Here is a 25,287-nt window from a genome sequence, read left to right on the forward strand (position 1 = left end):
GTCACGCTCCCCGCCACTTCGGGGACCGCTTCTCCGTGAAGGCCGCGTGGAATTCGGCGTAGTCGTCGCTGTGCATCAGGAGGGCCTGCGTCGCCGCGTCCATCTCGACGGCCGCCGACAGCGGCAGATCGAGCTCGGCGGTCAGCAGCGCCTTGGTCTGCGCGTAGGCGAGCGCGGGGCCTGCCGCCAGCCGTTCGGCCAGTGCCCGGGCCGTCTCCTGCGTCTCGCCCTCCTCCGCCAACTGGCTGATCAGTCCGATGCGTTCGGCCTCCGGGGCGCGCACCGGCTCGCCGAGCATCAGCAGGCGCGTGGCGTGCCCGAGCCCCACGACGCGCGGCAGCAGATAGGCCGCGCCCATGTCACCGCCGGACAGTCCGACCCTGGTGAACAGGAAGGCGAACCGGGCGGTCGGGTCGGCCACCCGGAAGTCCGCGGCGAGCGCGAGCACCGCGCCCGCCCCCGCGGCCACCCCCTGCACGGCGGCGACGACGGGGAACGGGGCCTCCCGCAGTGCGCGGACGACCTGCCCGGTCATCCTGTTGAAGTCCAGCAGCTGCCCGGTGTCCATGCCGAGCGTGGCGCCGATGATCTCGTCGACGTCCCCGCCGGAGCAGAAGCCGCGCCCCTCCCCCGCCAGCAGCAGGGCCCGGGTGGTCCCCTCGCGGGCCAACTCCCCCAGCAGGTCCCGCAGATCGGCGTACGCGCCGAAGGTGAGTGCGTTGAGCTTGTCGGGCCGCGCGAAGGTGACGGTGACCAGCCCGTCGTCCCCGCGGACCACATCGATGTGCCGCCACTCCTCCGTACGGGGAGCGGATCCGGTGAACGGGCTCATGGGCGGTCCTCCTTGACCGTTCCGTGGCGCGCCGCCAACCTTACGAACGTATCACCGAGTTGTGACCACCGTCACGAGTGCGCGATACACAGTGTGGACGCCGGAACGGTCCACCAGCCCTGGAGCCGAGCCGCCGCTACACCCCCGCGGGTGCCGGCTGATCGTCCTGCGGGGTGCCCGCCGCCAGGCGTGACCTGCGCCGGCCGTAGAACTGGTAGACCAGCGCGCCGACCGCCAGGAACACCGCGAACTGCACCCATGTCGCCGCCGGCAGCCCGTACATCAGGTAGAGGCTGAAGAGGACGCCGAGCACGGGGGCCACCGGGTAGAACGGCACGCGGAACCTGCGCTGCAGTCCGGGCCGGCTCCTGCGCAGCGCGATCACGCACACGTTGACCACCGCGATCGCGGCGAGCGTGCCCATCACCGTCAGGTCGAGCACCACGTCGAGCGGTACGACGGCCGCCGGGACGGCGAAGACGACGCCCACGATCCAGGTGTTGGCGACCGGTGTCGCCGTCTTCGGCGAGACCCGCTCGAAGACCTTCGGCATCAGTCCGTCGCGGGACATGGACATCAGGATGCGGGTCTGTCCGTACATCACGGCGAGCACCACGGACGCGATGGCGACGACCGCGCCGACCGCGATCACGCTGCTGCCGAAGGTGGACCCCGTCGCGTGGTTGACGATGAGCGACAGTGCGGCGGGCTTGCCGCCGACCTCCTGCCACGGCATCGCGCCGAGCGCCGCGACGGAGACGAGGCAGTACAGCAGCGTGACGACGCCGATGGTCACGAGCACCGCGAGGGGGATGTTCTTCCGCGGGTTCTTGACCTCCTCGCCGGCCGTGGAGATCGCGTCGAAGCCGATGAACGAGAAGAACGCGACCGAGGCGCCGGCCCCGATGCCCGCGATGCCCTCGGGCGCGAAGGGGCTGAGGTTGCCCGCCTCGTAGGCGGTGAAGGCGATGGCGCAGAACAGCAGCAGGATGAAGATCTTGATGATGGCCATCGCGGCCGTCGCCCGCGCGCTCTCCCGGACGCCGCGCACCAGCAGCAGCGCGGCGAGCAGCATCACGATGACGGCGGGCACGTTGACGACGCCGCCGTGTCCGGGGGCGTCGGCGAGCGCCGCCGGTATCTGCCAGCCGACGGTGTTGTGCAGCAGCTCGTTGAGGTACTGGCCCCAGCCGATCGCCACGGCCGAGACGGACACCCCGTACTCCAGCAGCAGGCACCAGCCGACCAGGAACGCGGCGCGCTCGCCGAGCGCGGCATAGGTATAGGAGTACGAGCTGCCGGAGACCGGCATGGCGCCGCCCAGCTCGGCGAACGAGAAGGCGGTGAAGATGCAGGTCACCGCCGCCAGAATGAACGAGACGATCACGGCGGGCCCCGCCTCGGCGACCGTGTCGGACAGGCCGACGAAGATGCCGGTGCCGACGATCGCGCCGATGCCGAAGCAGACGAGCTGGAACGGGCCGATGGTGCGCTGCAGCCCATGCCCTTCGAGGTCGGCGCCGGACTCGGCGACGAGCTGCTCGGGGGGCTTGATGCGCAGTCTGCTGGACATGGCAGGGGTCTTTCGGGAGTGCGGGGAGGGGTGGCACAGAAGAAGGGTCCGGGCCTGTGCGGCCCGGACCCCCTCAGCTTCTGAGCACATCCATCGTAACCGTGTGGAATGCATGCTTCCGCATATCCATGTATGACTATGCGCACACTATGCGACCACCGGCCCGTGCGCGGGAGCTATGCCGCGTCCCCCGCGAGCGTGGCGACCAGCACGGCCTTGATGGTGTGCATCCGGTTCTCCGCCTCGTCGAAGACGACAGAATGCGCGGGCGACTCGAAGACCTCGTCAGTGACCTCCAGCGAGTCCAGCCCGTGCCGCTCGTGGATCTCCCGGCCCAGACCCGTACCCAGGTCGTGGAAGGCGGGCAGGCAGTGCAGGAACTTGACGTTCTCGTTGCCGGTGGCGCGCAGCACGTCCATGGTCACCGCGTACGGCCGCAGCAGCGCGATGCGCTCGTCCCAGACCTCCTTGGGCTCGCCCATGGAGACCCACACGTCGGTGGCGACGAAGTCCGCGCCGCGCACGCCCTCCCCGACCTCCTCGGTGAGCGTGATCCGCGCCCCGGTGCCGGCGGCGAGCTCACGGGCCCGCGCCACCACGGACTCCTCGGGCCACAGCGCGCGGGGCGCGGCGATCCGCACGTCCATCCCCAGCAGCGCGCCGGTGATCAGGTACGAGTTGCCCATGTTGTTGCGGGCGTCGCCGAGGTAGGCGTACGCGGTCTCCGCCAGGGGTTTCGCGCAGTGCTCGGTCATGGTGAGGACGTCGGCGAGCATCTGGGTCGGGTGCCACTCGTCGGTGAGGCCGTTGAAGACGGGCACGCCGGCGTGCGCGGCCAGCTCCTCCACGACGTCCTGGCCGCTGCCCCGGTACTCGATGCCGTCGTACATCCGGCCGAGCACGCGCGCGGTGTCCTTCACGGACTCCTTGTGGCCGATCTGCGAACCGGACGGGTCCAGGTACGTGGTGTGCGCGCCCTGGTCGGCGGCGGCCACCTCGAAGGCGCAGCGCGTACGGGTCGAGGTCTTCTCGAAGATCAGCGCGATGTTCCGGCCGCGCAGCAGCTGCCGTTCGGTGCCCGCCTTCCTGGCGGCCTTCAGCTCGGCGGCCAGATCGACCAGGGCACGGAACTCCTCGGGCGAGAAGTCGAGTTCCTTGAGGAAGTGCCGACCCGTGAGGTCCGTCGCCATGTGGGGCTCCTTGCTCGCTGCGTACGGTGGACGGAAGTCCGGAAGTCTATACGATCCATCGTATCTGTATACAAGCCCCGGATGCAGCAGGCTCCCGGCTCAGCCCTCGACCGGGCCCCGCTCGACCGGGCAGCTCATGCAGCGCGGTCCGCCCCTGCCGCGGCCCAGTTCGCTGCCCGGGATCTCCAGCACCTCGATGCCCTGCTTGCGCAGATGGGTGTTGGTCGTGACGTTCCGCTCGTACGCGAGGACCACGCCGGGCTCCACCGCGAGGACGTTGCAGCCGTCGTCCCACTGCTCGCGCTCCGCCGAGTGCACGTCCTGGGACGGCGTCAGGACCCGGATCCCCTGCAGCCCGAGCGCCGCGGCGACGGCCCGGTGCATGTGCTCGGGCGGATGGTCGGTGACCTTCAACTCCTGGTCCCCGGCGCCCGGTTCGATGGTGTACGAGCGGAGCATGCCGAGCCCCTCGTACTGGGTGAACGTATCGCCGTCGATCATGGTCATCACGGTGTCGAGGTGCATGAAGGCGCGGCGCTTCGGCATGTCGAGCGCGACGATGCTGCGTGCGGAGCCGGCGGCGAACAGGCCGCGCGCCAGCATCTCCACGGCCTGCGGCGTGGTGCGCTCGCTCATCCCGATGAGCACCGCGCCGTTGCCGATGACGAGCACGTCCCCGCCCTCGATGGTCGACGGGTACGCCGCCTGCCCCTCCGACCAGACGTGGAAGTCGCCCGCCGCGGCGCCGGTGAAGAGCGGATGGTGCCGGTAGATCGCCTCGAAGTGCACGGTCTCGCGCTGCCGCGCGGGCCAGCGCATCGCGTTGATGGAGACGCCGTCGTAGACCCAGGCGGAGGTGTCGCGGGTGAACAAGTGGTTGGGCAGCGGCGCGAGGAGGAAGTCGTCCAGATCCATGACGTGGAAGCGGACCGAGACCGGCTCCGGGTGCCGCTCCAGGAACTCGCGCTTCGTCATGCCGCCGACGAGCGCCTCCGTCAGCTCCCCCGACGGCATCCCGTCGAACGCCGCCCGCAGATGGTCCGTCGCGAGCGGGCCGTACTCCTTCTCGTCGAAGACCCGGTCCAGCACCATCCCGCGCGCCGCGGGCACCGCGAGGGACTCGGCGAGCAGCTCGTCGAAGAGGTGCACCGCGACGCCCCGGTCGCGCAGCGCGTCGGCGAGCGCGTCGTGTTCCTGCCGGGCCCGGCGCACCCACAGCACGTCGTCGAAGAGCAACTCGTCCTTGTTGGTGGGCGTGAGCCGCTTCAGCTCCAGGTCCGGCCGGTGCAGGATGACCCGCCGCAGCTGCCCGGCCTCGGAGTCCACATGGAAACCCATGGCCCCATACTGTCCCGGCTCGGCGCCCGGTGGGCAGTGCGCGGCCATTCCGGCCTCCGAGCCACGGCCTCCGAGCCACGGGCTCCGAGCCACGGCCCGGGCCTTGGAGCGCCCGGGCCTCACGGGGCCCGGGCGCTCCCCGCGGTCTCCGTCAGCGCGCCGCCAGCTCCGCGATCTCGCGGGGCCCGACGCGGCAGCAGCCGCCGATCAGCCGGGCGCCGGCCGCGGCCCACGCATCGGTCCACCCGGCGTCGAAACTGCCGCTGCCCGCCCAGGCCCGCGCCTCCGCGTCCCACAGTTCGCCGCTGTTCGGGTAGGCGACACCGGGCTTCCCCGTGGTCTCGGCCGCCACCCGGAGGGCCGGCTCCACGTCCTGCGCGGCGCAGCAGTTCACCCCGACGGCGAGCACCTGGTCGTTGCCGGCCGCCACGGCGAACGCGTCCCGCAGCCGCTGCCCCGCACGCGTACGGTCGCCGTCCACGGTGTAGCTGAGCCACACCGGTACGCCGCAGCCCTCGACGGCCCGCAGCAGCGCCTCCGCCTCCAGCGCGTCCGGCACCGTCTCCAGCGCGAGCACATCGGGCGCGGCCTCCATCAGGGCCGCCACGCGCGGCCGGTGAAACTCCGTCAGCTCGCGCACGCTCAGCCCGTACCGGCCGCGGTACTCGCTGCCGTCGGCGAGCACGGCACCGTACGGGCCGACGGACCCCGCCACCCATACCTCGGTGTCCCCCGCGGCCGCGCGCGCCACCTCCACGCTGCGCCGGAACAGCCCGCGCGCCTCGTCGCGGTCGGCGCCCCGGCGGGCGAACCCCTGGAAGGAAGCCTGATAGCTGCTGGTGATCAGCACCCGCGCGCCCGCCCGGACATACGCGGCGTGCGCCTTTTCGAGACTGCCCGGGTCGTCGGCGAGCAGCCGGGCCGACCACAGTTCGTCGGACAAGTCGCAGCCCTGGTCCTCCAGTTGGTTGGAGAGGCCGCCGTCGAGGACGACGGGGCCGCGGGCGAGGGCGTCGGCGAGCGGGAGCGCGGGAGTGGTCATCGCCGCATCACGCCAGCTGCGACTGGACCTGGCTGGAGATCAGCTCCAGGTGGTCGAGGTCGCTCAGGTCCATGATCTGGAGGTAGATCCGGGAGGCGCCGGCCTCGGCGTACCGGCCGATCTTCTCGACGACCTCGCCGGGCGAACCGGTCAGACCGTTCTCCTTGAGCTCGTCCACCTCGCGGCCGATGGCACGGGCCCGGCGCGCCACCTCGGCGTCGTCCTTGCCGACGCAGGCGATCAGCGCGTTGGAGTACGTGAGTTCATCCGCCGCGCGCCCCTGCGCCTCCGCCGCGGCGCGCACCCGGCCGAACTGCGCCCGGGTGTCCTCCAGCGAGGCGAACGGCATGTTGAACTCGTCGGCGTAGCGGGCGGCCAGCCTCGGCGTACGGGCCTTTCCGTGCCCGCCGATCAGCACCGGGATCCGCGGCTGGGCCGGCTTGGGCAGCGCCGGCGAGTCCTTCAGCTGGTAGTACGTGCCGTCGAAGTCGTACGTGGAGCCCACCGGGGTGCCCCACAGCCCGGTGATGATCTCCAGCTGCTCCTCCAGGCGCCCGAACTTCTCCTTGGGGAAGGGGATTCCGTACGCCGTGTGCTCCTCCTCGTACCAGCCGGAGCCGAGGCCGAACTCCACGCGGCCGCCCGACATGGCGTCGACCTGGGCGACCTGGATAGCGAGCGGCCCGGGCAGCCGGAAGGTGCCGGCCGTCATGAGCGTGCCGAGCCGGATCCGGCTGGTCTCACGGGCGAGACCCGCAAGCGTGATCCAGGCGTCCGTCGGCCCCGGCAGCCCGTCGGAGTCGCCCATCACGAGGTAGTGGTCGGAGCGGTAGAAGGCGTCAAACCCGAGGTCCTCGGTGGCCTTGGCGACGGAGAGCAGGGTGTCGTAGCTCGCGCCCTGCTGCGGTTCGGTGAAGATACGCAGATCCATGCCGTCCATCTTGCACCGTGCGCCCCCGTGACCTGCCGCTGGCCGTGATCGTTGGCGAGGTCGAACCTGACCCGTCAGCACCCGTTCCGTACCCGTACGCAGGAGGCAGCGATGCCACAGGACCCTTCACCGGAGCCCGACGTCCCACCGGAGGACGGCAGTTCACGCGCGGCGGCGCCCGAGCCGGAGGGCGACGGCCCGCCCAAGGGCCTGCTGGAGCAGATGGACGAACTGATGGCCGCGCTCAACGCCGATCTCACCCGGCTCGACGCCGACCTCCAGTCCACCGTCGGCCCGCCCGCTCCCCGCGAGGAGGCGGACCTCTCCGGAGGCGACCCTGCCGGGACGCCTGATACCGGGACCCCTGACGCGGCGTCGGACGGGACGCCGGACAGCCGCACACGCTGAGCCGCGCCCCTTACGCCGCGCCTCCCCGCTCCAGGCCCCCGCGGTCCAGCAGAGCGAGTCTGCGCAGGATGGCGGCCACCCGGTCACCGGACTCGTCCGCCGCGTCGATCGCCTCGACGCACTGCCAGTACACCCCTTCCTCCTCCGCCTCGATGACCGCCCCGAACAGCGCCGACCCCGTCTCCCCCAGCAGCGCGCCCAGTTCGAGCAGGACGTCCCGGGGCTCCTCGACCGGGGAGAGCCACGCCGCGCGTATGCAGCACTCGTCGCGCAGCCCGGGGTGATCGCAGCGGGGCAGGGCACAGCTGGCCCGGCCGCCCGCCTCGCTCAGGCCGAGCGCCTCGTGCCGCACCAACGGCGGGCCGCTCAGCGCGAGATGCCCGCCGACCGCCCCGGCGAGTGCCTGCGCCTGCCAGGCCTCCGTGACGATCTCCGATGCCGTGCTGCTCTTGGCCAGAGCGTGCCGGGTGGCCTCGATGAGACAAACCGCGTCCATCTACCGTCCCCCTCCACTGGTCGCTACCCAGCGTGACCGTCAACGGGCTCTACCGCCAGGGAGTTTGGGAAATCTGTGGATAATTGGCTCCGTGTGGAGACCATGTTCACTCCATAGAGTGACCGGTACGGGTCGCCGGGAAACGCTTCTCGTTCCTCTCGATCTTCGCGCTCAGCGCGGTGAGAGGGTCGACGCCCAACACCTCGCAGAACTGCAGCAGATAGGCAAGGACGTCGGCGACCTCGTCCTCGACCCGCGCCGACGCGTCCGGATCGGCCATCACACGGGACGACTGCTCCGGCGTCAGCCACTGGAAGATCTCCACCAGTTCACCCGCCTCTACGCTCAGCGCGGCAGCCAGGTTCTTGGGCGTGTGGTACTGCCCCCAGTCCCGCGCGGCGGCGAACTCGGCGAGCCTGCGCTGCAGTTCCCGTACGGTCGGCGCACCGCCGTACGCGTCGCCCCGGCCGTTCGCGGGGGCCGGCCCGTGGGAGGGGGAAGGTGCTTCCGGAGAATCGCTCACGCCCCAAGGTCTACCAGGGAGGCCCCGGCCACTGTGCCCTCCCCCCACCCTTCGGCGTGCGCGCCGCTCACGGAGGCCACCATCCGTACGTGTCCCCTGTCGGCCATCCGGGCGGCCAGGCCCAGCAGTTCGGCCCGCTGCCGCGCGTCCAGACTGCGGTCGGCTCCGTCCGCCAGGACGGTCAGCGCCTGCCGCGCCGGCAGCACTTCCTCCGCCGGGTCCATGGACAGCACGCCGGGCCCCGTCAGCAGCACCAGCGCGAGCGCCGTGTAGCGCAACTCCCCCTCGCCCAGCCACTCCAGAGGGGTGCTGCCGCGCCCCTCCCCGCGCCGCAGCACGGCCCGCACCCATCGGCGCCCCTGCCGCGTACCGGCGAACTCGGTGTCCAGATCCTCGACGGGCCCGCCGCAGCCGGCCCGTACGGCTTCCACCAGCAGCCCGTGCCGGATGGTGCACTCCGTCCTCGTACGGTGCAGCACGGCCGCCACATTGCCGCAGCCCGCCCACAGCCGGCCGTCCGCCGTGCCGACGGGTTCGCGCATGCCGGACGGCCGCGGGTCGCACGCGAACACGGACCGCAGGGCGACGACGACCTGTTCCGCCGCGTCCAGTACGTACCGCTGGCCCGCCGTCGTGCCCGCCACCCGCAGCGGCAGCATCGCGGTGCCCATCCGGTCGTCCGGCAGCGGGGCGCGCACCACCCGGCTCACGCCCGCGCTGTGCCATTCGGCCGCCACGGTGCGCCGCCCCGGGTCGCGCAGCGCTGTCGACAGGAGCGTCCTGCCGTCCGGCGCCGTCAACCGCTCACCGGCCACCCGCAGTTCGGGCTCGGCCTGGACGGCGAGGTCGCACCGGACGGGCCCCGCCGGACCGTCCACCGTGCAGCCGAGCCGGAACCCGCGTCTCCCCTGCGGGTCCCGTCGCGCGTCCTGCGGCACGTACGCGGAGGGTCCGTCGGCACCGCCGCCGAAGACCTCCCGCACGCCCGCCCCGCCCGCGAGCCGGGCGAGCGCCGCGTAGGCCTCCAGCACCGTGGACTTGCCGCTCCCGCTCGGCCCCGTGAGCAGCGTGACGGGGCCGAGCGGGACGGTACGGCCACGCAGCGACCGGTAGGCGGAGAGCCGCAGTTCGGTCACCACGGCCGCCTTCGCCGCACCAGGCTCGTTCATGAGCCAGACCGTAGAAGCCCCCCACCCCGCCGAACCGTTCCGCCCCCGCCCCGTCCGCCCGAACGGATGGACCCGCGGCACACCCCGGCGCACCGGGCGCACGACGGGAAGCACGAGCGCCGGTGCACTCGAAGCCCAAGCCCCCTGGAGCACCGCCGCGTGTCCACTTCGTGACGAGCAGATCCTTTACGCGGCCTGGCGTTACTACTTTCATAAGGTCATACCCGGCTTCCGAGTCGGATGACGGTCGAGCGGGTGGGCGCGCAGGACACGTCGCACAAGGGGGCAGTAGATGCGGGAAGGCCGGTGGACTACGGTCACCGAGTCCGAATTCGATCATGAACGCCGGGGTCTGGAGTCCATCAGGGAACAGTTACCGGACGCCGATCCGTGGCGCGCCTGGTCGAACTTCACCTTCACCGCGAACACCGGGCACGTCCGCGAGGTCGACCTCCTCGTCGTCGCCCCCGGCGGCGTTTGCATGATCGAGCTCAAGAACTGGCACGGCTCGCTCACCAGCGAGAACGGCACCTGGATTCAGACCGCGCCCAACGGCCGTCGCCGCCCGAACGCCAATCCGCTGCACCTCGTCAACAAGAAGGCGAAGGAACTGGCCGGACTGCTCGGGAAGAACGGCAAGCGCGTATGGGTCGGCGAGGCTGTGTGCTTCACCGAGAACTCCCTGCGCATCCGGCTTCCGGCACACGATCAGAACGGCGTCTACACGGTCGCCGAATTGATCAAGATGCTGAAGCAGCCGCCCCGGGATGAGCGTCATCGCATCACCGCGACCGACTCCCGAGAGATCACAAAGGCCCTCGGGCGGGTGGGCATCCGCCGAAGCGACGCCGAGTTCAAGGTCGGCCCGTACCAACTCGAGCGCAAGGCCTTCGACTCGGGACCGACGTGGGTCGATTACCTGGCCCAGCACAGCGAGCTTCCCGAACCTGCTCGCGTACGCATCTACCTGCGCGAACGCGGCTCGGATGCCAGTATTCGCGAGTCGATGGAAAAGGCTGCCCGACGCGAGGCAGCGGTACTGCAGCGGTTCCGGCACCCGGGAGCCGTTCAGTACAAGCAGTACCACCCGTCGGGACACTCCGCGGGCCCCGCCCTGGTCTTCGACTACAACCCCCAAACCCTGCGTCTGGACGAGTACTTACTCCAGCACGGGCCGAAGCTCGACATCCTCGGCCGTATGGCCCTCGTCCGGCAGCTGGCCGAGACGATGCGTTCCGCCCACTCCAGCCGCGTCTACCACCGGGCGCTGGCCGCCCGCTCCGTGCACGTCATACCCCGTGACCGCGGCAGGCGGGGACAGGCCGTGGGCGAAGAGTCAGCTTGGCTGTCCCCGCACTTGCAGATCTCCGACTGGCAGATAGCCACACAACGCAGCGGTTCTGCGGGATCCGCACCGGATTCGCCGCGCTTGGCGCCTACCTCGCTGACCTCACGACACCTGTCGGACCGCTCCGACCCGTACCTCGCGCCCGAACTCACGGCGCACAACGCCGATCCGGTCTACCTCGATGTGTACGGCCTCGGTGTCCTCACCTATCTGCTGGTCACGGGCAAGGCGCCGGCCGCCAGCCAGGCCGAGCTGCTCGCCCGCCTGGAAGCCGGTGAGGGGCTTCGGCCCAGCTCCCTGGTGGACGGACTGTCGGAGGACATCGACGAGCTGGTTCAGGCCGCCACCGCCTATCGCCCCGAGCGACGCCTCTCCTCGGTCGACGAGTTCATGGAAATGCTGGAGTTGGTCGAGGACACGCTCACCACTCCGGCGAGCCCGCCAGAGCCCGCCGAAACTCCTGAGGCCCCTGAGGAAGACCCTCTCGAAGCCGTCGCCGGAGACGTGCTGGGCGGCCGTTGGGAAGTCCGTCGCCGCCTCGGAACGGGCTCGACCAGTCGCGCCTTCCTCGTACGCGACCTGGAAGCCGAAGCGCGCAAGACGCGCCCCTTGGCCGTGCTCAAGGTGGCGCTGTCCGACAGCCGCAGCGAGGTACTCGTCCGGGAAGCGGAGGCGATGCGGCAACTGCGCCCCGACTCCCGCGTGATCCGCCTCGTCGAACCGCAGCCGTTGCATATCGCCGGCCGCACGCTCCTGGCCATGGAGTACGTGGGTGACGAACGCGAGGAAACAGGCGAGGAGTCCGACACCGGCAGCTCGCGTACCCGCCACCGCGAGGAGACCGTCGCCCGGCAACTGCGCGAGCGAGGCCGCCTCCCCATCGACCAACTGGAGGCGTATGGCGACTACTTGTTCGGCGCGCTGGACTTCCTGGAGGGAGAGAGCGTCTGGCACCGCGATATCAAGCCGGACAACATCGCGATCCGCGTCCGCCCGAACCGCACCCGCGAACTAGTGCTGATCGACTTCTCGTTGGCGGGCTATCCGGCCAAGGAATACGAAGCCGGTACGGAGGGCTACCTCGATCCGTTCATCGGCACGCTGACCCGCACCGCATACGACTGGCATGCCGAGCGGTACGCGGTAGCGGCCACCCTGCACCAAATGGCTTCAGGCGAGCTCCCGAAATGGGGAGACGGCTCGGTCGTTCCCCGGCAGACAGACCCAAAGGAGTTCCCCTACCCGACCATCGCGGCCGATGCCTTCGAACCCGCCGTACGGGACAGCCTCGTCGACTTCTTCCACAAGGCCCTGCACCGGGACGTCGCCAAGCGTTACCCCGAGCTGAAACCGATGCGGGACGCCTGGAAGAAGATCTTCCTCGACGCCTCGCAGGCCGTGCCGTCCAGCAACCGCTCCCGGCACCCTGGCGTGGACTCGGATCCCGGGGCGCCCGGCGGGGCCGCCATCGCGGACGCCGAGCCGCTCACCGCGGAGCAGCAGCGCGACCGCCTGGCGAAGGACGTCTCCCGGGAAACGCACCTGTCGGCCGCGGGCCTCACGCCCGCAGCGGAGTCCTTCCTCTACGGCCTCGGCATCACCACGGTCGGCGGCCTCCTCGACTACAGCCGTCGCAAGCTCGTCAACGCGCCGGGCCTGGGCGCCAAGACCCGCAGCGAAGTCCAGCGCCGCCAGCGTGAGTGGGGCGAACTGCTGCGCGAGGCCCCGGCCTCGCCACTGACGCCGCGCGGCCGGGCCGAGGCCAAGGAGGAACTCGAGCAGCTCAACGCCGCTGAGTCGACTGCGACCAACGGCCTCGTCGCGAACGGCACGGCCGGCGGCCTTCCTGAGTCGGCCCTCCGCTCGGTCAGCCTCGACACACTCGCCACGATCCTGGTGCCGGAACTGAACAACAACGGCTCCAACCGCAAAAAGGTCGAGATGGTCCGGCTGTTGCTGCGCCTTCCGAATGAGGAGGGGGTGCTCCCGGACATCGGCGTGTGGCCGAAGCAGAAGGACGTCGCCGACGCGCTGGGCCTCTCCGCGGGCCGCATCCCGCAGATGCTGAAGGAGGAGCGCAAGCGCTGGAAGAAGCATCCGGCCGTGCAGGCGCTGCGTGACGAGATCATCGCCCTGCTCGCCGGGCTGGGCCGTGTCGCCTCGGCCGCCGAGATCGCCGATGCGCTCGCCGTGCGCCGTGGGACACAGCTCCCCGGGCGGGATCAGCGACGCGCGCTGGCCCTGGCCGCTGTACGGGCCGTGGTCGAGGTGGAGCAACTCGCGCCGGAAGAAGCGGAGTTCCAGCATCAGCCGAACCGCAAGGCAACGGAAGAGGCACTCGGCGCGGGGCTGCTCGCCCTGGACGTCCGGGACGCCGACGAGGCCAAGGGGACGGACGGCGATCCGCCGGACACCCCCACCGCCCCCGGCTTGCTCGACTACGCGTGGCGGCTGGGCCGCACGGCAGACCGGATGGCAAAGCTGGAGACGCTGCCGACGGCGACGACAGTGCTCGGAGAGCTGGGTGCGCTGACCCCGCCGCCGGGTGCCGTGGAGTGGGACGAACGGCGCCTGGTCGAACTGGCGGCTGCGGCCTCCGCGAATGCTGCGGCCACGCCGCGGCTGGAGATCTATCCGCGGGACCTGGATCTGGTGCGAGCGCTCCGGCTCACCCAGGCCGGCCTGGTCCGCCTCATCCCCGGCGTACCGGAGGAGCGGCAGCCCGGCGTGACTGCCGCGGACGTGCACGAACGGGTCCGCGCGCGCTTCCCGGAGCTGGTCGTACCGAACGGACCGCGCGGCACCACCCACGACCTGCCGACATCCGGGCGCCTCACGAAGGCGCTGCGCGATGCGGGGTTCGACCTGGCGCTCTCGACGCACGCCGAGAGCAAGACGCTCCGTTACCTGCCGACGCGGATGGATCACGCATCCAGCTATCTGACGACCGGCGCCGGGCGTCAGTCCACGGTCGCGGGCTCGCTGACACGCTATGCGGACGACCCGACGCTGGCGGGAGCCGTACGCGCCGAGGAGCGGCTCACTGCCTCGGCCCGTCGCGACGGGTACCGCGTTCTGACGGTGCGCCAGGACCAGTCGCCCTCGGCCGTACGGGAGTTGGGCGCGGCCGACGGTCGGATCGGTGCGCATGTGGTGTCGGTGACGGAGCTGTTCCTCGACTGCCTGCACGCGCTGGTTCCGGAGGGCACGAAGCCGACGTGGGAAACGCTGCTGAGGGCGGACGTGGCCGAGCCCGGGTCGCGCGGTGCGCTGAAGTTCTCGGAGTACGCGCGGACGGCGTGGGGGTCGGTGGAGCCGCGCATTCGGGAGCGGTTGGAGGGCGGTCGTACGGGCTCGCCTCCGGTGCTGCTGACGGACGCTTCCGTCTTCGCGCGCTACGACGCGATGGGTGTGCTGGACCGGTTGGCGGACGCGGCCCGGCAGGGGAGCCGCGGTCTGTGGCTGCTGGTCCCACAAGGGGACCCGGCGCGGGAGCCGAAGCTGGGGCATGTCGCGGTGGCGTACCAGGCGGGGCTCGGCGAATGGATCGAGATTCCGGACTCATGGGTGCGGAACGCGCACCGGGCGGCGGCCGGTGCGCTGGGCAAGCCGTGACGAACGGCGAATAGGCGAGGGAGACCTCAAGTGATTGACCGCAAAGCGCTGTTAGATGACCTGAAGCGGCAGGTCAAGGCAGCCGAGACAGATCTGGCTCAGCAGGTGAAGGCCGTGCCGGAGGTGGGCACGCGCCTGCGTACCGAGTACGACCAGGCACGCAAGCTGGGCCGCACGGCGGCGACGTGGAACGCGTGGCTGGATGAGCGGGTCACGCAGGTGGCAGCGGCGTGGGTACTCGGCACCGTCTTCGTCCGCTTCTGCGAGGACAATCGCTTGATCCCCGAGCCGTATTTGACGGGCCCGGAGGACGACCGCCGTGAGCTGGCCCTCGCGCGGTACGAGGATTACGTGGCGACGGCGGACGACCCGACGTACCGGGGCTGGCTGGAGCGGGCCTTCGCGGAGCTGGGCGCGGGTCAGGCGGGCCGGCTGCTGTTCGACCCGCGCCACAACCCGCTCTATCAGGTCCCCTTGTCGCATGACGGAGCGCGGGACCTGATCGAGTTCTGGCGGGAACGGGACGAGGAGGGCGTCCTCGTCCACGACTTCACGGACCCGCTGGAGGAGGACGGCGACGGCACGAAGGGTTGGGACACCCGCTTCCTGGGCGATCTGTATCAGGACCTGAGCGAGAAGGCGCGTAAGACGTACGCCCTTCTCCAAACCCCGGAGTTTGTCGAGGAGTTCATCCTCGACCGGACGATGAATCCGGCGGTGCGGGAGTTCGGGTACGAGGGCCTCAAGATGATCGACCCGACGTGTGGTTCGGGGCACTTTGCCTTGGGGGCTTTTCGGCGGCTGGTGCGATTGTGGGCCGAGGGACACCCGGGCGGCGACGTGCATGAGCGGGTGCGCGCCGCGTTGGATTCGGTGCACGGGGTGGACATCAACCCGTTCGCGGTGGCTATTGCGCGGTTCCGGTTGCTGGTTGCGGCGATGGCCGCGAGTGGTGTGCGGACGCTGGCTGAGGCGAGCCGGTACGAGTGGCCGGTGCACTTGGCCGTGGGCGACTCCCTGATCAAGCACCGCCAGGTGAGCCTTTTCAACGAGTCCTCTGCCTTTGAAGGGCTGTACGAGCTTGCAGACTTCAATTACCAGACGGAGGACATCTACGAGCACCCGGAAATTCTGCGCGAGGGCCGGTACCACGTGGTGGTGGGGAACCCTCCCTACATCACAGTGAAGGACAAAAACCTCAATCAGCTATACCGAAACCTGTACGACGCCTGCACGGGAACGTACGCCTTGTCTGTACCGCACGCACAGAGCTTCTTTAAATTAGCCAAAACAGGGGATCCAAAGAATGGACACGGATACGGCCTAATTGGACAGATAACCTCGAACTCTTTCATGAAGCGGGAGTTTGGGGCAAAGCTGATTGAATCCTACTTCGGACACGAGGTGGAACTACTGGAGGTGGTCGACACCTCGGGGGCCCACATTCCGGGCCATGGGACACCGACAGTCATACTCATGGGTCGAAGGCGCGGAGGAGGCACGCGTTCAGCGACCATTCGCACAGTACGGAGCATTCAAGGTGAGCCCGCCGCACCGGAGCATGGCAAAGACGGCTTGGTGTGGAACTCGATCCTAAACCAGATCGATGCGCCGGGCTCAGTCAGCCGGTGGGTTTCCGTGGACGATCTCGAACGGAGTCGTTATTTCGGAGCGCAGCCATGGATACTGGCCGACGGGGGCCTAGAAATGGTTGAACAGATTCACAGGGCCAGTAAACAGCCACTGAGGCTGGCGATCGAGCCGCCGGTGGGACGCGGCATTCGCGCAGGTGCAGACGAAGCATACATTCGCCCCCTACGAGGAAACCTCCGAACGGCTGCGAGCCGCGAAGGACTTCGGCCGCTCATGGTCGGGGAAATTATCCGTGACTGGATCGCAGAACCAGACGAAGCAATTTGGTTTCCCTACGCGAAGGAATTCGAGCAAGACCAGTTGGACACGGAACTCTGGCCATTTCGTCGCCTCCTAGAAGTGCGACGCACTTTCCAAGGGAGCATAGAAGACGCAGGACTTCGCTGGTGGGACTACATGCAGTTCACTCGGTCTGCATACCACACTCAACTGTCAATCGCATTCGCTGAGGTGGCGACGCACAACCATTTTACACTAGATCGCGGCGGGAAAGTATTCAAGCAGACAGCGCCTGTAATAAAGCTTCACGAGGAGACCGAAGAAGGGGAACACATTAGCCTACTCGGACTACTAAACAGCTCTACCGCATGCTTCTGGCTGAAACAAATGTGTTTCGATAAAGGGAACGGTGGAATCGGTGGCGGCATTTCAGACGAGCTCTGGGAGCACCGGTTCGCCTTCAATTCTTCAAACGTTGAACGACTCCCGCTACCGATAAGTTTTCCTACAAACACAGCGGTTGCCTTAGACTCCCTGTCTCAGCGAGGCGCCGACAATACCCGTTCTATCTCTTCGGAGAAAGCCGCTCCCACCACTTCCACTATCCGCAACACCCGCACCACCTGGCACTCCACCCGCGCCCGCATGATCGCTCTCCAGGAAGAGCTGGACTGGCAGGTGTACTCGCTCTACAACCTGCACTCCGAAGATCTCCGGGTCTCCGACGACCCCGACTCCCCCGACATTCCTGAACTCGCCCTCGGGGAGCGGGCCTTCGAGATCGTGCTCGCTCGGCGCGTCGAAGCTGGCGAAGCCAGTGATGAGTGGTTCAAGCGCCATGGGTCGACACCCATAACCGAGATACCCGACCACTGGCCCGCCGCCTACCGCGAAATCGTGCAGAAGCGGATCGACGCCATCGAGTCAAGTCGGGCCATCGGGATGGTGGAGAGGCCCGAGTACAAGCGACGGTGGGCCACCGAGGGGTGGGACTCACTCCAAGAGAAGGCTCTCCGGTCCTGGCTGTTGGACCGGATCGAGAACCGGGAGCACTGGTTCGACGAGCACGGGATGCCCGCGATCGTCAGCCTCTCCCGACTGACCGACGCGCTCTCGCGCGACGAAGACTTCGTATCCGTTGCGAAGATCTACGCGCCGCGGAAGGAACTGGCCTCCGTCGTCAGCGAGTTGATGACTGTCGAGCACGTGCCGTTCCTCTCCGCCCTGCGCTACAAGCCCACAGGGCTCAAGAAGCGTGAGGACTGGGAGCACGTCTGGGACCTTCAGCGGGACGAGGACGCCGCGCCGGATGAGCCCGCCAAGAAAAAGATCCGGGACACCATTCCCGTCCCGCCCAAGTACGCCTCCGCCGACTTCCTCCGCCCCTCCTACTGGCGAGCGCGAGGCAAGCTCGACGTGCCCAAGGAGCGGTTCATCTCGTATGGGCAGAGCAACGTCGCGACCCCCGACCTGTACGGCTGGGCCGGGTGGGATCACCGGGAGCAGGCGTACGCCATCGATGCGTACATCGCCCACCACGAGACGCTGACGGCCGAGGAAGTGACTCCGTTCCTCGCGGGGCTGCTGGAACTCCAGCCGTGGCTGGACCAGTGGCACGACGAGTTCGACTCCACCTTCGGCGCCTCGCCGGCCGCGTTCTTCCGGGGCGACCGTCAGATGGTCCAGGGCGAACACGGCCTTACTGATGGCGACCTGCGGGCCTGGCGCCCTGTCGCCGCAGCTCGAGGGCGCCGTACCCCGAAGAAGTAGGCAGTCGAGCCGGGAGAAGCAGCCCCGCATGTCGTCAATCGGTCCGGCTGGGCCGATACCCCTCCGACTCATCCCGCGAGGGAGGAACTGGCCGGCATGACCGCGACGTCGGAAGGGCAGGATCGGCGTGCTGGACAGCGCCACCTTCGGCTGCGTGGCCTCCGGCTGTTCGAGCAGCACGACTCGGCATCACCCCTCCCGTAAAACCGCTTTCGTGCCGGAGAATGTGCCGAGGGGGACCTTGACGCACCTGCCACGGGCGCAGCACACCCGTGGGCCCGACGGCGCGCCGCCGTACACCGGCGTCAGCCCCTCGTACACAGGCCGTCATACGGAGAGCGAGACCCGCAATGGCTCAGGCTCAGCAGCCACCTCTGCTCCGCGATGTCATCGACATCAGGGAGTCGATATCCACGTCGGATTTCGTCCTCCAGTTATCAGAGGCGACCTCGCCCGAGGGCGCCGAGCATGCCCTGCGGGACTATGTGGTCACGGAGCGGCTGTTGGAGAACTTCGACGAGGCGCTGAGCCTCATCAAGTCCGCGCTCGACGGTCATACGTCCAAGGCCACGTATCTGCACGGGTCGTTCGGTTCCGGTAAGTCGCACTTCATGGCGGTGCTGCACGCGCTGCTCAGCGGAAGTCCGGCGGCCCGGAGCCGCGGTGACTTGGACCCGATCCTGACCAAGCACGACTGGCTCGGCACGGACGGGAAGAAGTTCCTGCTCGTGCCGTACCACATGCTCGGGGCCAAAGCTCTGGAGCAGCGAGTCCTCGGCGGCTACGTCAGCCACGTCAGGAAGCTGCACCCCGAGGCGCCGACGCCGCAGGTGTACCGGACGGATGCCCTCTTCGACGACATCCGGGCCCTGCGTGAACGGCACGGCGATCAGTTCATCGTCGACAGCCTCGCCTCGGCTGACGCTTCGGGCGGAGCCGATGAGGACGACGAATGGGGCGAGTCCTTCACCTGGGAGCCTGCCCTCCTCGACACGGCGCTCTCGGCCGAGGAAGTTCACGAGTCCGGCCAGGCTCTCAACCTCGTCAGCCCTTCCACACCCGCCGAGCTGCGGGCCCGTCTCGTTCAGGACGCGAGCACGAACCTGCTGCCCGGCTTCACCAAGAGCGCCGCCGAGGACGAGCACGGATTCATCTCCCTGGACGCCGGCCTCTCCGTGATCGCCGAGCACGCGAAGTCGCTCGGCTACGACGGGCTGATCCTCTTCATGGACGAGCTGATCCTGTGGCTCGCCACCCTCATCCACGACCAGAAGTTCGTGGCCCGCGAAGCCAGCAAGATCACGAACTTCGTGGAGGGCGGCGACGCACGCCGCGCCATTCCCGTCGTGTCCTTCATCGCCCGTCAGCGCGACCTGCGCGAGCTGGTGGGTGAGGAGGTATCGGGGGCTGCCGAGTCGTCCATCCAGGACACCCTCAACCTGGCCTCCGGGCGCTTCGACAAGATCACGCTGGAGAACCGGAACCTCCCGCAGGTGGCGCACGCCCGCCTGCTGCAGCCGAAGTCCTCCGAGGCGGAAGCGCAGATCAACGCCGAGTTCGAGAAGACCCGCAAGGTCCGCCAAGAGGTGTGGGACACGCTGCTCGGGTCCGACCGCGGACCGGACGGCGTGGGCGCCGACGAGGAGAGCTTCCGGCTGACGTACCCCTTCTCGCCCGCCTTCATGGACACCCTGGTTCACGTCTCCTCGGCGCTCCAGCGCAACCGGACCGGCATGAAGCTGATGGGGCAGCTGCTCGCCGAGCACCGCGACGAGCTGCGGCTCGGCGACCTCATACCCGTCGGCGACCTGTATCCGCTGATCACCGCCGGCGGCGACAAGCCGTTCACCGACAGCCTGAAGGTCGTCTTCGAGGCGGCCGACAAGCTCTACCGCACCAAGCTGCGCCCGTACCTCCTCGGCACGTACAACGTGACGGAGGAAGAGGTCGAGCAGTACATGCACCGGGGCCCGGACAGCATCGCCGACTCCGAACTGCGGGGCAGGATCAAGACGTTCGTCGGCGACAACCGAATCATCGGCACCCTGCTCCTGTCCGCACTCGCCCCCAGTGTCCCCGCGCTCGCCGACCTCACGATCCGCCGGCTCTCTGCCCTCAACTACGGGTCCGTGGTGGCCCCGATCCCGGGCCGCGAGTACGGCATCCTCAAGAACAAGGTCGCCGAATGGGCAGGCCGCTTCCCGGAAATCAAGGAGACCGGCACCAGCACCAACCCGGGCGTTCGGCTCGAACTCTCGGGCGTCGACGTCGACTCCGTCATCGCCAACGCCAAGGTCAACGACAATCCCGGCAATCGCCAGGCGCTCGCCAAGCGACTGCTGGCCGAGGAACTCGGTGTCGAGCAGGGCCAGTTAACGAGCCGGGTGGACTTCGTATGGCGTGGCACCAGCCGCAGCGCGGAAGTCGTCTTCGGGAACGTCGCCGACGAGGACGAGCTGCCGGACCACGATCTGATGCCGCAGGAAGACGATCTGTGGCGGATCGCCATCGACCTGCCCTACGACGAGAGCGAATGGGGCCCCGTCGAGGACGTGAACCGCATGCAGCGGCTGCGGGAGAGGCAGCAGGGTGAGCGGTCGCGGACCGTTGCCTGGCTGCCCACGCACCTCTCCGCCCAGCGCTATTCGGACTTCTGCCGCCTCGTCGTCATCGACAAGGCACTCGCCGACGAACAGCGCTTCGACAGCCAGTACGCGGGCCACCTCAACGCCGACAACCGCGCGCGTGCCAAGGGGCTCCTGGAGACCCAGCGGGAATCGCTGCTCAAGAACGTGAAGCTCGCCTTCAAGCAGGCGTACGGGCTGGCCGACAAGAAGGCCGCCGACGTGGAGCTGGGCTTCAGCGACCATCTCCAGTCCCTGCGGGAGGTCGACGGGCTCACTCTGTCTTTCGGTCAATCCCTGCGCGACGGGCTGCGGCACATCGCGGGGCGTCTGCTGGCGAGCCAGTACCCGGGCCACCCCGATCTCGACCCGGAGAACACCGGAACGACGGTGAAGCCCGCCGATGCGCGGAAGGTCTTCACGCACATCCGGAACGCTGCTGAGGCCCGGGACCACCGGGCCGAAGTGCCCGCCGCCGACCGGAAGCTGGTGCAGCGCATCACCGGTCCACTGCGCCTCGGGCAGCAGAAGGAGGCGTACTTCGAGCTGTCTCTTTTCTGGGCCGACCACTTCCGGCAGCTCGCGCGCGAGCGCGGCAGCACCGGTGACCTCAGCCTGATCACGCTCACCGACTGGACCGACAAGCCGGAGCCGCGCGGGCTCCCGGATCACCTCGCCAAGCTGGTCGTCGCCTCGTTCGCCGAGATCGACGACCGGGTGTGGGTCCGCCACGGCATGCCGCTCGACCCCGTGCCCGAGCTGTCGCAGATCAAGGACCACGATGCGCTGCGCAACCAGCCGCTCCCCTCCGAGGAGGACTGGGAGGAGGCTCGGCAGCGGTTCGCGGCGATCTTCGGGGAGCCCGCTCCTACGCTGCGCCGGGGTCGTATGGTCAACCAGTTCGCCCGGCAGATCGCCGAGGAGGCGCGCTCCCATCAGGAGCATGCGGCTGAGCTGGTACGGCAGTTGGAGGAGCACGCCACGTTCCTCGGGCTGGACGAGGCCGAGGAGACAGGCCGTCTCGCACTCGCACGGCGGTCAGCCGAGCTGCTCCAGGACGTCACTCAGGCGGCAGGCCAGGGCGTCGCCGGAGCGAAGAAGACCGTCGAAGCCCTAGCTTCCTACGAGTTCGGACAGGTCGGCGCCGACCGCATCGGTACGTCGGTCAAGCAGGCACGAGCAGTCACTCAAGCGCTGGAGGCGGCGTCCTGGACCACCCTCGACCTGGCCACAAACGAAGGCCTCGAGGGCCGGGCCCTGCTGGACTCGCTGCGGAACGTGGCCCGCAGCGATCAGCGGACCAGTCCTTTGCACGAGGCGCTGGCCAAGACCCAGCGCGAGGTGCTTGCTCTGATGAAGCGGAATCGGGAATCGGACCAGAAGAAAGTCGTTCACCCACCGAAGCCGGACGACGTGCCGTTGGACACGGGGACGAAGGATCCGCACGTCGACACGGACAAGGCGACGGACACGCGCACAGCGGGCAACCCCGCCAAGAGGGCGACGCGCCGTTCGGGCCGCGAACGTACGACGGCGGCCGACGCAGCCCGGCAGCTGCAGGAGGAATTCGCGGAGTTGGCGGACCGCAGCCCTGGAGCCACCGTCGAAATCTCCTGGCAGGTCATCGACTGATGAGTGCGACGACCACCTCGGTCGCGGCACGCATGAACCTCGCGACCATCACCCAGTACCTGTCGTCCCAGACATCGCTCGCCGCTTCCCTCACCGGCAGGGACAAGCGGCGGGCCGTCCTGCTCCGTTCCGCACCGCAATGGGACGGCCCGGCCGAAACGGCATGGGGAGAAGGGCACACGGCCCGGATCGCCACGGCGCCCTCACCGCTCGCCGTTCACGAACTGGTCCTCGATCACCTTGCGGGGCTTCCTGAGGAGACGGCCGGCTCCGCCGTCCTCGTCGTGCTGACCGACCGCGAACCGAGTGAGCTCGACCCGGCCATACTGGCCCGCGTCCACAAGAAGCGCATCGACACCGTCGACGGCTGGGACGTGGTGCGTGAAGCCTTCGGCGCCGAGGGCGTCGACAGCCGCCTCAAGGACGTGAACTGGGCCTCAGAGGCCCTCCTGGACGCCACACCGCCGGGTGGCTGGCCACCGCTGGCCGGCGGCGTCCTGTCCCGGCGTACGGCACTGTCCGCTCTCGCACTCCGACGACTGCGGCTGGGCAGGTACGACGGGGAGTCCGGCCGCGCGGAAGGTGTCCAGGCGAGCGACAGTCTGGACGCCCATACCCTGCTCCGCTGGTCCCTGGAATCCGGCGGGCCCGAGCGTCTGCTGAAGCTGCGGGGCCCCGAACGGTCGGGGCTGATGGAATTCCTCGGCGAGAAGGAGCAGGCCGGTGCAGCAGGGCATGCTCTCCTCGCCCTGGTGGAGGCCGACCACGGCGAGGAGGCGGTCGCGTTCGGCCTCGTCTGCGGCGCTCTGTGGCTGCACGCCGCCCCGTCCGACACCGACACGTACCGTGCACGAGGCCGGGCGGAGCGCTGGTTCGGTGAACCGGCGCCGGCGACGGGCGATCAACTCGACGTGCTGGCAACCGCGTTCGGCCGCGCCTGCGAGGAGTACGTCGAAGCGCTGCTCACCGCGGCGGTACGCGGCACGGGCGGGGACCTGGAAGAAGCCCGGGAGGCGCGCCGGGTCGGTGACACCGTGCTGGACCGGGCCGCCTCACTGGTCCGCCAGTTCGGTGCTGAGTCCGCCGCCCGGAAGAGTCCTCTGCTGGACGCGGGGCTGGAAGCGCGCTTCGCAGCCGTGGGGAGCGCTCTGAAGGCCAGCCGTCCGGCGCCTGTCGCGGAAGCCGTCCGCGCTCTAGGCGACCACAAGCGCGCGGACGGCCCGGAGACCCGGGCACGTGTCGAGCGGGCCCGCATGGGTCAGCGTCTGGCGCAATGGCTCGCGGGCGACCCAGAGGTCCAGTGCGGCACCGTGGCCGCCGGGATCGGACGGCATGTCGCCGAGACGGGCTGGGTGGACCGTGCCCTCGAGTACATCGAGGCCGGCGGGGACCCCGATCCCGTGCTCAAGTCCGCGTACGACAAGCTCGCCGCTCGTGTACGGGAGCGGCGCCACGAGATCGACCGGCACTTCGCGGAAACGCTGGCGGCCTGGACCACGACAGGTGCGCAGCCGAGGTCCATGCTGACCGTGGAGTCCTTCCTCGACCGGGTCGTGAAACCGGTCGGCAGCGGAGGCAACGGCCGGCGTGTCCTGCTGCTCGTCCTGGACGGGATGAGCGCCGCCATCGGCGCCGAGCTGGCCGAAGAACTGCGCTTCTCCTGGGCCGAGTTCGACCCTCTGCCGGACGGCGTGCCGCACCGCCGCTCCATGGCAGCTGCGCTGCCGACGCTCACCGCCGTCTCCCGCACCTCGCTCTTCGCAGGCAGGCTGACGAACGGCACTCAGACGGACGAGAAGCGACTCTTCCCCGCTCAGAAGCTGTGGGGCGGAGCGCCGGCCGCCGTGTTCCACAAGGACGACCTGCGTGCCGTGAGTGCCGGGGAGACCTTCGGGACCGACCTCAGCGAGGCGCTCATGGACGGGCGCACCCACGTGGCCGTCGTACTCAACGCCATCGACGACAAGCTCGCCAAGGAACAGAAACTCGGCGACGGGGCGTGGCGGGTCCAAGACATTCCAGGGCTGACCGACCTGCTGCGGATCGCCGCCGCGCAGGGCATGGCCGTGCTGATCACCAGTGACCACGGGCACGTGGTGGACCGGCACGGTGCCAGGGTCGATGCCGAAGCGCCGGAATCCGCACGCCACCGCACGCCCGGCGGAGCCCTCGGGGCCACCGAGATCGCCCTCTCGGGGCCACGCGTGGTCTGGCCCGCCCCCGACGCGTCGGTCGTTGCTCTCTGGGACGCCGACTCGCGCTACACCGCGCTCAAGGCCGGCTATCACGGCGGCGCGTCCCCGGCCGAGTTCACCGTCCCGGTCCTGGCGTTCCTGCCCTTCGGCGCGACGCCTCCGAAGGACTGGCGGGAGCTCGGCGATCAACAGCCGGACTGGTGGCTCCTGGACAACCGAACGCTCCGGTCCGTCACTCCGGCACACCCTGCCCCCATCGGCTCTGCCAATAAGCTGGCCCGCAAGAAGCCCACACAGGCACAGGCCGAGCTGGCGGAAACGCACGATTCTCTTTTCGACGCCCCTCTGCCGTCCGCCCCCGATCCCACGCCGGCTCCCGACAGCACGGCTGCGCGTGTCCCCGGCGCCGAAAAAGCAGTCGCCGCGCTTCTCGCCTCGGAGATCTTCCAGAACCAAGTCGGCCTGCTGGCCCGCAAGCCGCCGATGGACAAGGTCGAGAGGGCGGTCCTCGCCCTCCTCGACGCCGGGGGCACCCTTCCCGTCACCGCCGTCGCGCAGCGCGCCGATTACCCGGCCGGGCGAGCCGACGGCTTCGCCGCGGTGCTGCGGCAGCTCCTCAACTACGACGGGGTCCAGGTCCTCGAGACGTTGCCGGACGGGCGCACGCTGCGCCTCCATCGAGGGCTGTTGGGCGAGCAGTTCGGAGAGGCCTGACCTCCAGCCATGCCA

At 69.3% G+C, this 25,287-nt stretch carries 14 protein-coding genes; 5 read left to right on the top strand and 9 right to left on the bottom strand.

Annotation, left to right across the window (positions count from 1 at the left end; translation table 11 throughout):
• Position 1 precedes the first annotated feature (1 nt).
• From AC3AGO_RS10195 to AC3AGO_RS10220, 6 genes are all read right to left on the bottom strand, one after another.
• Positions 2-832: an enoyl-CoA hydratase family protein gene (locus AC3AGO_RS10195; RefSeq protein ID WP_487819832.1), complete on the bottom strand. Its 831-nt coding sequence runs from the start codon at positions 830-832 to the stop codon at positions 2-4.
• Between the two features lie 136 nt (positions 833-968).
• Positions 969-2,405, bottom strand: coding sequence for an amino acid permease (locus tag AC3AGO_RS10200; protein ID WP_487819833.1), 1,437 nt, complete (start codon positions 2,403-2,405; stop codon positions 969-971).
• Between the two features lie 176 nt (positions 2,406-2,581).
• Positions 2,582-3,595, bottom strand: coding sequence for an ornithine carbamoyltransferase (gene argF / locus AC3AGO_RS10205; protein ID WP_487819834.1), 1,014 nt, complete (start codon positions 3,593-3,595; stop codon positions 2,582-2,584).
• A 99-nt stretch (positions 3,596-3,694) separates the two neighbouring features.
• Positions 3,695-4,933 carry an arginine deiminase gene (locus tag AC3AGO_RS10210; RefSeq protein ID WP_487819835.1) on the bottom strand — a complete coding sequence of 413 codons (1,239 nt, stop codon included), beginning with the start codon at positions 4,931-4,933 and terminating at the stop codon, positions 3,695-3,697.
• 151 nt (positions 4,934-5,084) lie between these two features.
• On the bottom strand, positions 5,085-5,975 hold the full coding sequence (gene mmuM / locus AC3AGO_RS10215) for a homocysteine S-methyltransferase (RefSeq protein WP_487819836.1): 891 nt from the start codon (positions 5,973-5,975) through the stop codon (positions 5,085-5,087).
• A 7-nt stretch (positions 5,976-5,982) separates the two neighbouring features.
• Positions 5,983-6,906 (bottom strand): LLM class F420-dependent oxidoreductase, encoded by a 924-nt coding sequence (locus AC3AGO_RS10220; protein ID WP_487819837.1) that lies wholly within the window; start codon positions 6,904-6,906, stop codon positions 5,983-5,985.
• Positions 6,907-7,017: 111 nt separating this feature from the next.
• Between AC3AGO_RS10220 and AC3AGO_RS10225 the strand changes: the two genes are divergently transcribed.
• A complete protein-coding gene (locus AC3AGO_RS10225; RefSeq protein ID WP_487819838.1) occupies positions 7,018-7,314 on the top strand; it encodes a hypothetical protein in 297 nt (98 codons plus the stop codon).
• 10 nt (positions 7,315-7,324) lie between these two features.
• Here AC3AGO_RS10225 and AC3AGO_RS10230 read toward each other — a convergent pair whose 3' ends face one another.
• From AC3AGO_RS10230 to AC3AGO_RS10240, 3 genes are all read right to left on the bottom strand, one after another.
• A complete protein-coding gene (locus tag AC3AGO_RS10230; RefSeq protein WP_487819839.1) occupies positions 7,325-7,810 on the bottom strand; it encodes a DUF6099 family protein in 486 nt (161 codons plus the stop codon).
• Positions 7,811-7,916: 106 nt separating this feature from the next.
• Positions 7,917-8,237 carry a nucleotide pyrophosphohydrolase gene (locus AC3AGO_RS10235; RefSeq protein WP_487824602.1) on the bottom strand — a complete coding sequence of 107 codons (321 nt, stop codon included), beginning with the start codon at positions 8,235-8,237 and terminating at the stop codon, positions 7,917-7,919.
• Between the two features lie 92 nt (positions 8,238-8,329).
• Positions 8,330-9,502 carry an ATP-binding protein gene (locus tag AC3AGO_RS10240; RefSeq protein WP_487819840.1) on the bottom strand — a complete coding sequence of 391 codons (1,173 nt, stop codon included), beginning with the start codon at positions 9,500-9,502 and terminating at the stop codon, positions 8,330-8,332.
• Positions 9,503-9,794: 292 nt separating this feature from the next.
• Here AC3AGO_RS10240 and pglW point away from each other — a divergent pair, with 292 nt between their 5' ends.
• The 4 genes from pglW (at position 9,795) to pglZ (ending at position 25,272) form a co-directional block, all read left to right on the top strand.
• Positions 9,795-14,465, top strand: coding sequence for a BREX system serine/threonine kinase PglW (gene pglW, locus AC3AGO_RS10245; protein WP_487819841.1), 4,671 nt, complete (start codon positions 9,795-9,797; stop codon positions 14,463-14,465).
• A 30-nt stretch (positions 14,466-14,495) separates the two neighbouring features.
• Complete coding sequence (pglX, locus tag AC3AGO_RS10250; protein WP_487819842.1) at positions 14,496-18,107, top strand: BREX-2 system adenine-specific DNA-methyltransferase PglX; 3,612 nt, start codon at positions 14,496-14,498, stop codon at positions 18,105-18,107.
• 350 nt (positions 18,108-18,457) lie between these two features.
• On the top strand, positions 18,458-22,363 hold the full coding sequence (gene pglY, locus AC3AGO_RS10255; protein WP_487819843.1) for a BREX-2 system ATPase PglY: 3,906 nt from the start codon (positions 18,458-18,460) through the stop codon (positions 22,361-22,363).
• Entirely contained in the window at positions 22,363-25,272 is a 2,910-nt protein-coding gene (pglZ, locus tag AC3AGO_RS10260) for a BREX-2 system phosphatase PglZ (protein WP_487819844.1), read from the top strand. Before pglY ends, pglZ begins: the two co-directional genes overlap by 1 nt.
• Positions 25,273-25,287 lie beyond the last annotated feature (15 nt).

The organism is Streptomyces sp. BL1, from assembly GCF_057628045.1.